The following is a 13,629-nucleotide window of genomic DNA, read 5'->3' as shown; positions in this document are numbered from 1 at the left end:
AATGTAACGGCGTGACACCCAAATATTCTCTTTTTGTAAATCAAAACGAATTCGTCTTGTACCATAAGACTGATAGCTCTGATTAAATAGCGTCACGATTTTATCGGCATAAAGCCCTACTGATTTTTGTCTATTCAATTTACACTGATAATAAGCATAATATCTTGATAATCCTAAATATTGACATAGCTTTGTTATGCTATAACGATGTCGATTTGCTTTTAGGATAGCGATTTTCGCCCTATTATCAGTGCTGCTTGCTTTAAAATATCGTTTTCCATGCGGAGTTGTTTAAGCTCTTTACGCAACGCGATTAGCTCTTGTTCTTGTGGACTGCGATTATCTTTTGTTTTAAATGAGCCACTTTGGCTTGATTGCGTTATCCAACGGTCCAAAGCTGATGGTGTCAAATCATATTCGGCAACGATTTCACTACGTGATTTACCATGTTGATAAAGACTGACCATTTGGTGTTTAAAATCATCTGTGAATGTTCGTCTTTTGCGTTTAATCTTATTCATATTTGTTCCTTTTTTAGTTGTGATAAGTTTACCTTACCCCTTAAAAAAGTTGTATGAATTAGTGTAGCCGATCCAGCGTTTGGGATATTCGCTTACACAGTGCCGTGGTGGCCTCATCAGTTGAGGTAAATGATTATAACTATCGAACCGCCAATACGGATTTGCACAAAGACATCAATACCCAACCGAAAAGCACCACCACCTATGGCACTGATTACCGTTATGAAGAGCACTACAAAGGACTCAATGATAACGGTCAAGTTAAGACTAGTGATAACAATTCTAGTGAAATTAGCATCGAAAGTGGTGAATGGTATGCACGCCTACGGCACGAACAAAAAATCAGCCAACAAGTTATTATTCACGGTAAAAGCAACCACTACGCGCTAGCACCGGGTCAATGGATTAACCTCAACGGCAGTCCACTGAATAATATCAATGACGGCGTAATTATTTTAAGTGTACAAGGACACGGTAACCGCACCGATGCATACGAGCTCGAATTTACTGCGATTCCTTATCAGGCATTAACGCTCTACCGCCCGACGCCTATCAGCTGGCCCCAAATCAGCGGCACCTTGCCGGCAAGGGTCACCAGTCCCGACAATGACACCTATGGCTATATTGACACTCAAGGACGCTACCGCGTTAAATTTAACTTTGACCTAAAAACATGGAAAAATGGCGAAGAAAGCCTTTGGATACGTTTAGCCAAACCGTATGCAGGCAGCACCTATGGCTTTCACTTTCCCTTAATTGACGGCACCGAAGTGGTCATCGCCTTTATGAACGGCAATCCCGATAGGCCGTATATAGCCCATGCCATGCACGACAGTGCCCACCCTGACCCTATCACCACCATCAACAAACACCGCAACATCATTCGCACCCCGGCTAATAACAAACTGTGCATGGATGACAAACGCGGACAAGAGCACATCAAACTGGCTACTGAATACGGCAAAACGCAACTTAATATTGGTCACTTAGTTAACGAAAAAAAACAACCCCGCGGTGAAGGTTTTGAACTACGCACCGATGACTGGGGGCGATAAGAGCGGGTAAAGGGCTGTATATCACTAGCGAAGAGCAGACACAGGCAAGTAATATACAACTACAAATGGATAATGCGGTTAAAGAACTTGCACAAGCTTGCGAAATGGTTAAACGGCTCAATGAACTTGCCGAGGCCGCCAAAGCTGAACTGGCTGATTTACAAACCCAAAAACAGCTATTTGAACAAAGCTTAAAAGAACTAAAACAACCGGGAATACTTACTTACGCACCAGCTGGCATGGCGGATGTCACCCCAAGTTCAATTCAACACACCGCAGGTGAAAACATTATCCAGACAGCACAAAACACGGTTGATGTTAGTGCGTTTAAACGCTTTATGGTCACTGCGGGTAACATGATAAGCCTATTTGCCAACAAAATGGGCATAAAGCTATTTGCTTCGCAAGGTAATGTCGAAATACAGGCTCAAAATGATGAAATGCAATTAAGTTCAAAACAAAATATGACAATTACCAGCACCGACAGCGAAGTGATTATATCAGCCAAGAAAAAACTCGTATTGGCATGTGATGATGTTGCTATTGTAATTGAAAATGGCGGGATAAAAATGCTCGCCCCGGGTGATGTTCAGGTTAAATCGGCTAGCTTTCGTATATTAGGACCTGCAAATTACCAAGTACCAATCCCCAATTTGCCAAAAGGCGATACTTGTTCGGAGTCAGCATAATGGAAAAGCAAATACTCACTCTTTTAGATAATGAAAAGGCACGCAAGCAGTATCGTTATCTACTAATTGATAATTTAGTTTCGCTAAGTTATTTTCATCTATTATCGATGGAAAGTTTACAAGAAAATCTAGGTAAAGAAGCTATCCAAGTTGTACTAAGTGAAATAGAACATGATAAATAATAATAGAATGATGAGATAAATGGGATATAACAAAATAAACAGGGAAATAATGAAATTGTTTTTTGAAAAAGTGTTACAAAATATGAAATAAAAAATTGCCTAAAAAATTTTGCTCTAAAAATTAATTAGGCGTCATTAAATTCAAACAGTGTTGGTTGTTTTTCTTTTATCATTCGTTTATGAACTCGGTCGATTACTTTTCTGATACCTCGTTCTGTCATTTTATATTTTTGACTTAGTTCTGCGTAGTTATTGCCTTTAAATGCGTCATAGATTTGCAAGTCACGTTGGTTTAGTTTAAATCTGTAGTCGCGTGGAAATGTGATATTCTGACCGCCGAACAGTTCTGAAATTGTATTTGCAATACTATCGCCAAGATGAGCTGCAATATCTTCAGGTAGACCATAATCCATGGCTTCATTAGCCACAGATAATGATATATGCGTTAGCAGTTCGTGACGTTTAATAGATATTGCAGACTTAGTCATAATTTACGCTCCTGTTTTGTTCTTATACCAATCTAGTGCACCGGGTATATTTTTTTCTAATTTATTAAAATCGATACCGGCTCTATACATCTGTTCAAAATACTCTTCATTACTGCTACGAGCTGGTTTGTCTTCTTCTTTATGTTCAACGTATGCAAATAAATGCTTAGTTGATTCATAAACAGATTTTAAGTAGTTATGATTTTTAAACGGTTTATACTCACTAGTTAAACGCTTAGCGTGAATATTATTAACTGTTTCCCGTAGTGCGTGAGCTAGATGCCTGCTTGGTTGATATAATTTCAGAACTTCATTAATTAAGTTTACTGCTCTAGAATTACTTAAATTTGATTTTTGAGTACGAAATAAACCAATATAGGCAATCATCGGTTTAGCACAGCCATAGTTTAAATTACTTACTAATATAAGTAGTTCTCTGCCAGAATCATCTTCGACTAATGCTTCTAAATTAATTTCGTTATGACAAATTGGGCAACGTGTTAATTTCATGCTTCTTCCTTTATATGCGAGCTTGCCAACTTTTTAGGCTTTCAATTACAACCATTGCTTGTTTTTGAGTAAGCCAATTCATTACTTCAACACCAGTAATACGTTTTACATAAGAATTGATAGCTTTTTCTGAGCGGTTTTTTACTTCACCCGCATCAGCTAGTTCTAGCCATAATGAGCGTATTTTTTTATGAACTGGTTCTGTAGCAGTTATCTTCCCTGTTTTTTTTGATGATTTAACTTTAAAACCTTTTGATTTAAGGTGATTTAGAGTTTTTTCCAGTTCCCAAACTGTCATATCCTTGGTGCTAGTTTTTTTAGTTATAGTCCGTAATAGATGACGATAGGTATCGTCATCCAGATTAAGTTGAGATTTTGCAATATGAATCAGCCTGATGTATTTAGATTTCATCTATTTACCCTCTATTAATGATGGAGAATAACCTGAACTTGATACACCATGATTCAATTGAGCGGTTTTACCTTGTAAGTAACCAATAAATTGTGAAGAGTCTGAACCATTACACTTTTTAGCATCTCTAACCTTAGCTGGTGATAAATCTTTGGTCTTTCTATATTCAGCTAATAGATTTAGTTCCTCATCAGTCATTGCAAAATCTTCAATTAATTGATAAACACCATTAACCCAGCCAACACAGAACGCATCAGCTCGGTTGATTTTAGTGATTTTTTTACAATTACCATTTTGTTGCGATAAGAATTCTTTTCGAGCTTTAACTAATTGAACACTTAAAACGTCAAAGGTATAAGCTGCTAATTGTGGTCGTTCCCTAAGTCCATAAAATGAAACCTTTCGTTTATTGTTTTCCCTAATAAAGTAAGCTCGCACACCAAATGCGCTTGAAATGATACTTACTAATATTGAAAAATATCTTGGTGGTTTTTCTGCATTTGAAGGGGCATGTTTTGACACATGTTCCTCAATTTCAGATAATTCCACATCTTTATTACTAATATTATGTTTTACCATCAATTTGATGGCTTGATTCATTGCAATAGCAGCTTCGTTGGGATTTGTTGATTTTGCTAAAGCTAAAAGTTTTTTGATTTTATCAATATACTTTTCATTATTATTTTTCATAAAAATACCTTAAAAAAACTAACAAAACGCTGTTTTAATGTTTTAGCTGATTTTAATTTTATATATTCAGCATAAAGTTCATCGTACAGCTTTCCATCAACATAGCCCTGACCAGTTACTTCACGCATAAATGAATGTTCATGACTGATTGAAATATAATGGTCGGGCATATAACGTTTTGGGCTAGAGAATTTAGCCATTTGCTAATTCCTCTAGCTCGTCGATGATGCGATCAGCTTCAAATTCAGATAAACCATACTCTTTACAGTGAACTATAAAATTAGCTGTCTGGCTTAATATAAATTGATGCAAAATATAAAAATCTTGTTTTTGCATAGTTAAATAACCTCCTGTTCAAAAGGTACTATCGCAAAATCCTCTACATCTTTTTTGATAGTGATGCCAGGAACATGTGCTACTACATTTGGTTCGTTTAAAATAGCTTCTTTATTAACTTCTTCTTTTGTACGTATAAAACGATTCAATTTCAGTTCTTTCAATGCCTCAATAACTGATTCTGAACCACGAATAGTGCATGATGGTGGTCTATTACGCCATTGGACTTCACCAGTAATCAAATTAGCTGATTTAACTTTACCGCCATTAGTCAGTTCGTCACGATTTGCTTCACACCAAATTTGAATACCTGTCTGTAGTTGTGTAGACTTAAGCTTTAGTAAATCAATAGTTGATGAATAGCTTGCCGTTATTTCGGCTATTTTGTCATTCATTTCTGTTTCTAGGCGAATCAATTCACGTTGAATATCACCTAAATTTCTAATTGATGATGTTACTTCCTCTTTGGATTGCACTGCATAAACAGATGCGGCTGCTTTAATACGTTTTTTTGCTTTTATCATTTTTATGGCTCCTATTAAATTAATGCAAGCGACTAATATCGCACTCTCTCCATATAATTCGACAGCCATTTAATTCAAACTGCCCAAATCGATGGTACCCTTCGTGTCGATAATACGTTGCCTGACCAGCATCTATATATTTATTGCACTTAGGGTGATGCTCAATTTCAATAGTCGGTTTTGAAAGTGAATCATGATAAAAACCAATGACAGTTAATTCTTCATTAGATAATATATTTACAGCCTTATTAACCGCATTGATGCTATTACTGATTAGTTGGTTCTTTTTCATCAGATATCTCCTCGGTCTTTGATACACTCAACAATTATTTCACCTGTAACTTTTGGCGCACCAATGCGTGCAGCTAGATTTAATGCGTTAGAAACAAGGTTATTTACTGCTAATGGATAACATAATGAACGCACTTGCTTTTCACCTCGACGTGTTGTTGCAACACGTAACCGATTGATGATTTCATTAAATGCAGATGAATCAAATAACGTTGTATAGTCCATATCAACACGTGAAAATTTATGCTTGATATATTCTTCAACTTTAAAATCCAGTGGTTTTAAGTTCACAACTTCACAACGCTGAACCACTTCACGAACTTCAGGATTGTATTCTGATAGTTTTGTTTGTAATTCTGTTTGGCCAATTAAAATAATTGATAGCAGTTTTTTAAAGCCTTCTTGTAGCTCATAAAAGCGTTTTAAATGCTTAAGCGTATGAATTGATAAACCATGCGCTTCTTCAATAATCATTAAATGTTTACGACCTGATAATGCGCTATTTTTAAGTAAAGTATGCATTTGCCTTGCTCGTGCTTCAGCACTACGTTTTGGTTTGGTCTGTGGATCAATCGCATTAATGATTGCGCCACTAATATCCATGCTTTTTAGTGATTTACCTTTGACTTCGTTATCTTCCAACCCTAATACATACGGCTCAATAACCGTTATTGGTTCATGATTAATATTGATCCAATCAATTAAATCGTGCCGTAGTGTTGATTTACCGCTACCCGACTCACCAATTACGGCTAGCATTCCGCCGTGTTTTGCTGTTTGGCGCATTGCAGCACGTACATAACGAATATCATCAGATAGATAAACGTCGGCATCTTCGGTCATTTCATCCGTAAATGGATCCCTAGGAATGCGGAAATGTGCCCGTGCATCTCGATTTATAGTTTGTTTTCGTAGTAACATATAGGCTGACTCCTTTGTTAAGTTTTCATTTGAGTCAACTGGCACAGCGTCGTCCGCCAAGATTTCGGCTGTGTCAGTTTCTTCTTCAAAAATATTTAGTAAATAATCATTGCTTAAACCTAATTTTATTAATGCCTTTTCAATCTTCCGCTCTAGTTCTTCATGCTTAATAGAGCGTGGCCAAATATTGTGATTAACAAGCTGGCTAATTACTGCTTGGCTGATTGAATTGCCTTTATAATCAATATGCTTGGCGAGTTGCGCTTGTTTGATATTGAATTGCGTCATTACGCTTTTTAATTTCAGCATTATTTAACACTCCTAAACCCTGTCGTACCGTTACCAACTGCAACAGGTGTTGTAAATGTACGAATTAGTGAATCTAACGAATCTTCCGGTACACCATCTTGATAACGAGCGGATAGCCACTTATTTTCATCAGTTGTTAATCTGCGACCGATTGAACTGGTAATACGCATTAAAGCTGCGGTTAGCGTTAATGTTGTGGTAGCTGGCTTTAAATGTTCTGGTGTTTCAATTTCATTGCCTTTTTGTTCAAAATAAGCTGGATGATTTATATCATCTAGATAACTGAGTGTATTGAGTTTGCCACCGAACGGTGCTACTTGTTTTTGCTTCGCTTTTTTGATTTCATCTTCGGTCATGTTTGGGTATGCCACTTGATCCATGGCTTTCGCTGCTTGTTCAATTTCTGTATTACCTTTAGATTTATATTCCTCACCAATCACAGGTGCATCTAAACGTTGTCCAAACTTATCAAAATTGCGGTCTGGCTCAACACGATAAATCAGTGCTTCACCGTCATAACGAGGTACTTCAATTTGAATAGCACAATCACCGTAAACTAATGAACGCACACTGACTTTATCTTTAACAGCAATACCATCTAAGCCTTTTAAACTATAAATAAGCGAACTATCAGCTTGCGGATGTTTGAAACTAATGGTTAAATCAGCTTTAACTTGGCGCTCTTGCTCACGACTTGCCATAAGGGCTTGGCAAACTTCTATTGATGGCAATGTGCGTAATTGCTCTGCCGTAATATGTTGCCAAAGTGATTGACGTGATACGGGTTCTGATAATCCAATACGACGCAAACGTGTATCTTGTCCTGGTAAACGATTGGCGTTATATGCCTCCGCCCAGTTCATTGCTGCATGATTTAACTCATCAATACTGCTGACAGGTTGAAACTTTAAACGGCTTTCAAATTGTGTTTCGATGATATTATTGGCATTTTCAACACCACCTTTAGCCCTTGCATTGCCTGCTTCGTGTTCTAGATATTTAACTTCTAAATGGTCTAGCAAGTTCTTGATTGCTGATGATGTATTAGCCGAACCTTTATCCCAATAGAGAAGTTGTGGTACACCGTGAAATAACCGCCCATCTTGCTTACCCCAGGCAAACATTAAAAATTGGAATAATGAGTGTTGGTTTTCGCCTGCTGCTTCGACATACCAAGGTATAATCATGCCAGATGCACGGTCATACAATGTGTAACGCCAAACTTTGTATTTAACTTTTGCGTAGTTCTCTAGCTTGTTTTTATAAAAATCACGGTCACGCATAATATGTTGTTTATCTTTCATGTAATAAATTAGGCATAGAGAGGGATCTACTTCGTGCACATGATTGGGATGCAATGCACGTAATGACTGAACAGGATTGGCCACTTGCTGTGCTTTTACATTCATTTTGCGGTTTCGTAATAATCTTGCAAAATGATTAGTACTTACACCAATTTCATAACCATTTTGTTTTGCAATACTTGTTGCTGTTGTTGTAAACATAGTTTGTTTACCATTATCACGCACTGACTCTTTACATATTGCTCCGACCGCATTTAAAGCAATATCAGAAACACTTGTATCACCTTTATCAGCTCTGCATTTCCGATCACTTGACCAACCACAAAACTCTTTTAATTGTCGGTAAATAGTTTGTTTAGAAATACCTAAAAAGGCTTGTGCTTCACTCATAATAGCGCTTCTTGAACCAAAATCTGTTTTATCTAACTTAATTGCTAATTCATTTAAATAGTTGCGAATATTAGGTGATACCATTTTAAATTCCCTTGATATGAAATATCATTTATATAAATCTTGGATATTCTCATTTACTAAAGATTCTTGTCGCTGTTGAGCTTCCATAATATCGCTATCAAATTTGCTCCAAAGTTCATGATGCACATAACGAGCTTGATCTAAAGTTAATACAGCTGAACCATTCAATGTTAATAATGCAATTTGCATTGATTCGGGCAATGAATATGGTTTTTCGGGATCGTAATCAGGGTCATTCTCCAGTATTTCGAGCATTAATTTATACATAATGTCTACATACTGCCTTTGTTCTTCAAATAGCTTATCCATGCGTGATTGCGTTTCTGCTATCTGTTTTTTAAACGGCTCTAAACGCTCATCAAGTGGTATGGTTTTCATTTCAAATTGAGCCAATTTTATTGCTAATTCTTCCTTTTCTTTCGCTACATCAGCATTACGTTTGCTTAATGCTTTATAATCAGCTTGCAAATTACTATTTTCTTTTTTGAGCTGCTCTTTTTCCTTAGCATTTTTAGCAATAAACTCTTCTGCCAATTCAACTAATGCCTCTTTATCACCAGCTTTAGCAACGTCAATTAATGCCGTTTTTTGGTCTTCGGGTAACTTACGATATTGGCGTAACTCACGGTAGCCGATGCCCATTTGAGACATACTTTCAAGAGCTTCTTCTCCGAATTCTTTTAAATTTTGAATATCTAAATCAGCTTTCTGTACAGATATGCCTAATAAATTACAAAATTCTTCCCAAGTTCCTGTTAAAAAGTCATAACCGTTAGGACTTTTTTTACCTTTTAAATTACGATATAGTTTGTTTTCTTTGACAAAATTTAATTTAGAAGTCCTAACGGTTAGGGAAAATTTAGCAAAAGCATCCGCCATTTGAGCCTGACCTAAAAGCTGGTTAACTAAATCCCGTTCTTCGTTATATTCACTTTGAATAGTAGTCATGGTATTCATTGCATCATTAATCCCTTGCTCATCAATTGCAGGTAGTTCAATTGCTTCTTTTGTTGGATTTGCTGTTCTTGCCATTTTAGTTATCCTCTTGAACCAGCAGTAATACGTTGATTGATTTCTGTTATTTGGTCTTGCATTTTAGTGATGTGAATTGCATGCGCCTGTGCTATTTGCAACATTTGCACACTATGAGCAAACAAGCCGTTATCAAGCTTAATTACTAAGCCTTCCTCAATTAATGTTTGTAATGATCTGGTAACATTAACAGGTGATTCATTAATCATCTTTGCGATATCGCCATTAGATAAACCCGTTAACGTATAACCTTTAAGCGCTTTTAGTACCTTAAGTATTCGAGTACCAGATGTCGAAATTTGTGATTTGTTCATGTTTTTCGCCCTTTTTCTGTATATGAAAAACTGTTACAATCAGCATTAGTAAGCTTGTTTTAAGCCAAGTTTTACTGCTATATCGTGTGTTTTACCACGATGAGCACGGCTTAAACCATTTAAAACGTTATAAACAACAACGGGGTGGTAACCATTTTCAATCGCCCAAGATTTGATAGTTTTGCCTTTTTGTTGAAATTGTTGCTTAACTTGTTCGGGAGTGAGAACTTTAGACATTTTTAGCTCCTTTGATATAAGTTATTAATAAGTGATTTATAAATTATGTGTTAAATTATGGTATAAATATTTATACCTGTCAAGATAAAAAGTATGCAAAAAAATATCGGATTAAGACTAAAAGAAGAACGTGAACGTATGGGACTTAGCCAAGTTGCTATGGGAGAAATTGCTAATGTAAAGAAATTAACTCAACTTAATTATGAAAAAGGTGAGAGATTTCCTGATGCGTTATATTTATCTACATTAGCTAATTTTGGGTTAGATGTTCAATATGTTGTAACTGGTATTAGAACAACAAATAATTTATCTGTTGATGAGCAAGATTTAATTGACAAATTTAGAACAGCGCCATTGGCAATTAAAGCGGCAGCCTTAGGTGCACTAACGGCAGGAACGGCTCAGCAGGCAGGGGTTAATATTTCGAATAATACAATTCGAGGTGAAGGTCAAATTGCTGGTGGAAATATTTATACAACTAGGAGGCGGAAAACAAAGTGACGGTTAGACTTCAGGATAATACGGCAGAACAAATAGCTGGTAGAGATATTTATAATATTACGTCAAGTAATGATGATGAGTTAGATACTCGCCCGTTAGTTCCCGCTCAACGAAAATCCCTTAATAATTTAATTTCTGATATTGAAAACTACGGGGAGTTAACGGCACCAGAACTATGGCTTAAACTACACGCTACTCTTGGTGTTTGTAGTATTAATGAAATAACTGTTTCACAATTTCCTATTGCCGATAAATTTTTAACTGATGAATTTGAAGCAGCTAAAGAAAAAGCATCTTGCAAAATGCTTATCCATTTGATTCTTTGTGAAATTAACGACAAAGATGAATTAAAAAATAAGATGAATCATTACAGTAAGCGGCAATTTTGTACTTCAGATTTAAAACGGCTTAATAAAATGCAGCTACAAAATGTATTAAATTATGTTGAAGAACTTTCTAATTTAGAGAAATTAAATAATCAAAATTTATATAACCAAACAATAACTTTATTCAGAACTCAAATAAAACCCACGTTAGCAATATTTGCCGTGGGTTTTATTTTGGGTGCGATTATTTTTTAAGGATTAAAGATGAAAAATTTATGGTTATTTTGGATTTCAATTGTATTTAGTGTTTTTGGGCTAGTTGGCTGTGATTCTCATAGTGATTATGAAAAGCAAATTATTAATTATTTAGAACTTAATTTAAAAGATTTTGATAGTGCTAAGTACAAATTCGAAAAACCAGTTAGGGTAAAGATAAACGGAGATAATGCAGACATTATTTTATACTACGTTAATTCTAAAAATAGCTTTGGAGCCTATACTGGTTTTCACGAACGAATATTTGCATTTTTTACAGATAAAGACATGCAATATAAAAATAAGGATATTACTGAAGGCGTAAATGTTGGCTATTACAAAATTGAATCTATAAATAAATAGGATTAAGTATGAATAAATTAAGTTTACTAATTTTATGTTTAGCTTTAGGTTTAACTGGATGTGCTACTAAAAATTACGGGCGACAAGGTGAATTAACTCAATATGAAAAAGAAACCATGACTTGCCGTGAAATAGCACTAGAAAAAGCAAAAGTTCAAGGTTTTATAGAACATGTTGACAAAGAAAGTAAATTTGATGGTCGTTCCGTTCTATCCTTTTTAGGTGATTTTGGGGTTGGTAATGTTATTGAAAAAGGTGAAGCGCTGAAAAGTGCGAATAGGCGGTTGGCGCAATTAAAAGAAGTTGAAGAGAAGAAAGATTGTGGGGAAGAGTAAGTTTGACAGTAATAGAATAATTAACATTAATGGCTAAATATAATAAACACCTATAACTATTGTCAATTTTGAATATGAGGGATAGATATGGATAACTTAAAGATACAAAAATTCGCAGAAGTTAATTTTTCAGATCCTTTTTTTGATTCGTTAAAACGCGATTATGCTCATGGCTTTGTTGATTGGTGGAATAAGAAAGTAAAAACACAAGATACTGCATTTGTTTTATATAATTATAATTATTCATCTATCGATGGTTTTATGTATTTAAAGTTAGAAAATAATGTTGATGATATTACTCCTCCATTAACTAATGGACGTTATCTAAAGATTGGTACATTTAAATTCAACCCGGCAGGAACATTACGTGGTGAACGTTTTATAAAAAAAATATTTGATAACGCCGTAGCAAATAATGTTTCAGGGATATACGTTACAGTTTTTGATAAACATGATTATTTAATTAATCTTTTTAAACGATATGGTTTTTGTATACATGGTACAAAACAAAGTGATAATGGTACAGAAAATGTATTACTAAAAAAAAGAACTTTTTTGGGGGATTTGGAAAAAGATTACCCATATATTAATACTAAAACAAATAAATATTTATTGGCTGTATACCCAAAATACCATACTCAACTTTTCCCAGATTCAATTTTAAAAACAGAATCAAGCTCAATAATTGATGATGTTTCTCATACAAATAGTATTCATAAAGTTTATATTTCTAATATCCCAATGACTGGTAATTTTAATAAAGGGGATATTGTAGTAATTTATAGAACAAGAGAAGAAGGTAAAAGCGCTCATTATTCTGCCGTTACGACATCAATCTGTGTTATTGAAGAAGTAAGGACTATTTCTTCTTTTTCTAACAATAAAAAGTTTGTTGACTATTGTAGTAAATATAGTGTATTCACATTAGATGAATTGAATCAATTATATTCTAAAAATTATTATAAAACTTATTCTCCTTGTTATGTAATAAAGTTTACATATAATATCGCATTATCTCGTCGCCCCAATAGAGCGATACTAATCAATGAGGTTGGTTTAAACGAAAAAGAAAGATGGTCTTGTTTAAAACTAAGCGATAATCAATTTGAAAAAATATTAAAACTAGGTGAAATTAATGAAAGTCTTATTATCAATTAAACCAGAATTTGTAACAAAAATATTATCTGGTGAAAAACGATTTGAATTTAGAAAAAATATTTTTAAAAATAAATCGGTTAAGACTATAGTGATTTATGCGACAATGCCTGTTGGAAAAGTCGTTGGAGAATTTGATATAGATTACGTGATATCGGATAATCCTGATTTAGTGTGGGAAAAAACAAAAAAATATGCGGGTATAAGTAAGCGGTTTTATGATGCATATTTTGAACAAAAACAACAAGCCTTTGCTATCGCTGTTGGTAGAGTGACTCAATATGAGGAACCTAAACCTTTGAACTATTTGGGTAATAATATTGTGGCACCTCAATCATACCGTTATTTATAATTGAAAATATCAATTACATTTAGATTGTTAATGAATAATCTGCCCCCGTTCAA

At 34.9% G+C, this 13,629-nt stretch carries 22 protein-coding genes and 1 pseudogene; 9 read left to right on the top strand and 14 right to left on the bottom strand.

Annotated features, from left to right (window positions below):
- Positions 1-221 precede the first annotated feature (221 nt).
- Positions 222-521 carry a transposase gene (locus tag A9G35_RS05525; RefSeq protein ID WP_065585449.1) on the bottom strand — a complete coding sequence of 100 codons (300 nt, stop codon included), beginning with the start codon at positions 519-521 and terminating at the stop codon, positions 222-224.
- A gap of 80 nt (positions 522-601) precedes the next feature.
- On the opposite strand from A9G35_RS05525, the pseudogene A9G35_RS05520 reads away from it, so the two are divergent.
- The 3 genes and pseudogenes from A9G35_RS05520 to A9G35_RS05510 all read left to right on the top strand — a co-directional run.
- Positions 602-1,647, top strand: a pseudogene (locus A9G35_RS05520) (type VI secretion system Vgr family protein); the annotation flags it as partial.
- Complete coding sequence (locus A9G35_RS05515; protein ID WP_065636013.1) at positions 1,642-2,265, top strand: DUF2345 domain-containing protein; 624 nt, start codon at positions 1,642-1,644, stop codon at positions 2,263-2,265. The pseudogene A9G35_RS05520 and the gene A9G35_RS05515, both read left to right, overlap by 6 nt.
- On the top strand, positions 2,265-2,447 hold the full coding sequence (locus A9G35_RS05510; RefSeq protein WP_065636012.1) for a hypothetical protein: 183 nt from the start codon (positions 2,265-2,267) through the stop codon (positions 2,445-2,447). Before A9G35_RS05515 ends, A9G35_RS05510 begins: the two co-directional genes overlap by 1 nt.
- Before the next feature lie 125 nt (positions 2,448-2,572).
- Here A9G35_RS05510 and A9G35_RS05505 read toward each other — a convergent pair whose 3' ends face one another.
- Genes A9G35_RS05505 through A9G35_RS05450 form a run of 13 tightly spaced genes read right to left on the bottom strand, consistent with a single transcriptional unit; the run spans position 2,573 to position 10,289 of the window.
- Positions 2,573-2,935 (bottom strand): Mor transcription activator family protein, encoded by a 363-nt coding sequence (locus A9G35_RS05505; RefSeq protein WP_065636011.1) that lies wholly within the window; start codon positions 2,933-2,935, stop codon positions 2,573-2,575.
- A 3-nt stretch (positions 2,936-2,938) separates the two neighbouring features.
- A complete protein-coding gene (locus A9G35_RS05500; RefSeq protein WP_065636010.1) occupies positions 2,939-3,445 on the bottom strand; it encodes a hypothetical protein in 507 nt (168 codons plus the stop codon).
- Positions 3,446-3,455: 10 nt separating this feature from the next.
- Positions 3,456-3,857, bottom strand: coding sequence for a gp16 family protein (locus A9G35_RS05495; RefSeq protein WP_065636009.1), 402 nt, complete (start codon positions 3,855-3,857; stop codon positions 3,456-3,458).
- Positions 3,858-4,547 carry a DUF2786 domain-containing protein gene (locus A9G35_RS05490; RefSeq protein ID WP_065636008.1) on the bottom strand — a complete coding sequence of 230 codons (690 nt, stop codon included), beginning with the start codon at positions 4,545-4,547 and terminating at the stop codon, positions 3,858-3,860.
- The gene (locus A9G35_RS05485) at positions 4,544-4,747 is read right to left on the bottom strand and encodes a hypothetical protein (protein WP_065636007.1); all 204 of its coding nucleotides are present in this window, start codon (positions 4,745-4,747) and stop codon (positions 4,544-4,546) included. Before A9G35_RS05485 ends, A9G35_RS05490 begins: the two co-directional genes overlap by 4 nt.
- Positions 4,740-4,883, bottom strand: coding sequence for a hypothetical protein (locus A9G35_RS13405; RefSeq protein ID WP_167370098.1), 144 nt, complete (start codon positions 4,881-4,883; stop codon positions 4,740-4,742). Before A9G35_RS13405 ends, A9G35_RS05485 begins: the two co-directional genes overlap by 8 nt.
- Before the next feature lie 2 nt (positions 4,884-4,885).
- Positions 4,886-5,407, bottom strand: coding sequence for a host-nuclease inhibitor Gam family protein (locus A9G35_RS05480; protein WP_065636006.1), 522 nt, complete (start codon positions 5,405-5,407; stop codon positions 4,886-4,888).
- Between the two features lie 19 nt (positions 5,408-5,426).
- Positions 5,427-5,699, bottom strand: a complete 273-nt coding sequence (locus A9G35_RS05475) for a hypothetical protein (RefSeq protein ID WP_065636005.1) — start codon at positions 5,697-5,699, stop codon at positions 5,427-5,429.
- Complete coding sequence (locus tag A9G35_RS05470; protein ID WP_065636004.1) at positions 5,699-6,928, bottom strand: ExeA family protein; 1,230 nt, start codon at positions 6,926-6,928, stop codon at positions 5,699-5,701. Before A9G35_RS05470 ends, A9G35_RS05475 begins: the two co-directional genes overlap by 1 nt.
- Positions 6,928-8,706, bottom strand: a complete 1,779-nt coding sequence (locus tag A9G35_RS05465) for a DDE-type integrase/transposase/recombinase (RefSeq protein WP_065636003.1) — start codon at positions 8,704-8,706, stop codon at positions 6,928-6,930. The genes A9G35_RS05470 and A9G35_RS05465 overlap by 1 nt, the downstream gene beginning before the upstream one ends.
- 24 nt (positions 8,707-8,730) lie before the next feature.
- Positions 8,731-9,738, bottom strand: coding sequence for a hypothetical protein (locus A9G35_RS05460; protein ID WP_065636002.1), 1,008 nt, complete (start codon positions 9,736-9,738; stop codon positions 8,731-8,733).
- Positions 9,739-9,743: 5 nt separating this feature from the next.
- Entirely contained in the window at positions 9,744-10,052 is a 309-nt protein-coding gene (locus A9G35_RS05455; protein WP_065574272.1) for a helix-turn-helix domain-containing protein, read from the bottom strand.
- Positions 10,053-10,097: 45 nt separating this feature from the next.
- The gene (locus A9G35_RS05450) at positions 10,098-10,289 is read right to left on the bottom strand and encodes a DNA-binding protein (RefSeq protein WP_065567015.1); all 192 of its coding nucleotides are present in this window, start codon (positions 10,287-10,289) and stop codon (positions 10,098-10,100) included.
- A 93-nt stretch (positions 10,290-10,382) separates the two neighbouring features.
- Between A9G35_RS05450 and A9G35_RS05445 the strand changes: the two genes are divergently transcribed.
- The 6 genes from A9G35_RS05445 (at position 10,383) to A9G35_RS05420 (ending at position 13,576) form a co-directional block, all read left to right on the top strand.
- Positions 10,383-10,790, top strand: a complete 408-nt coding sequence (locus A9G35_RS05445) for a helix-turn-helix domain-containing protein (RefSeq protein WP_065574273.1) — start codon at positions 10,383-10,385, stop codon at positions 10,788-10,790.
- Entirely contained in the window at positions 10,787-11,371 is a 585-nt protein-coding gene (locus A9G35_RS05440) for a hypothetical protein (protein ID WP_065636001.1), read from the top strand. The genes A9G35_RS05445 and A9G35_RS05440 overlap by 4 nt, the downstream gene beginning before the upstream one ends.
- 9 nt (positions 11,372-11,380) lie before the next feature.
- Positions 11,381-11,734: a hypothetical protein gene (locus tag A9G35_RS05435; RefSeq protein ID WP_065574275.1), complete on the top strand. Its 354-nt coding sequence runs from the start codon at positions 11,381-11,383 to the stop codon at positions 11,732-11,734.
- An 8-nt stretch (positions 11,735-11,742) separates the two neighbouring features.
- Positions 11,743-12,069, top strand: a complete 327-nt coding sequence (locus A9G35_RS05430) for a hypothetical protein (protein WP_065574276.1) — start codon at positions 11,743-11,745, stop codon at positions 12,067-12,069.
- An 87-nt stretch (positions 12,070-12,156) separates the two neighbouring features.
- Positions 12,157-13,227 carry an acetyltransferase gene (locus A9G35_RS05425; RefSeq protein ID WP_065574277.1) on the top strand — a complete coding sequence of 357 codons (1,071 nt, stop codon included), beginning with the start codon at positions 12,157-12,159 and terminating at the stop codon, positions 13,225-13,227.
- Positions 13,205-13,576 (top strand): ASCH domain-containing protein, encoded by a 372-nt coding sequence (locus tag A9G35_RS05420; protein ID WP_065574278.1) that lies wholly within the window; start codon positions 13,205-13,207, stop codon positions 13,574-13,576. The genes A9G35_RS05425 and A9G35_RS05420 overlap by 23 nt, the downstream gene beginning before the upstream one ends.
- Positions 13,577-13,629 lie beyond the last annotated feature (53 nt).

Source organism: Gilliamella sp. Choc5-1 (assembly GCF_001690595.1).
In the GTDB taxonomy this organism is placed as follows: Bacteria; Pseudomonadota; Gammaproteobacteria; order Enterobacterales; family Orbaceae; genus Gilliamella; species Gilliamella apicola_M.
This window is presented reverse-complemented; position numbering and strand designations above follow the sequence as displayed.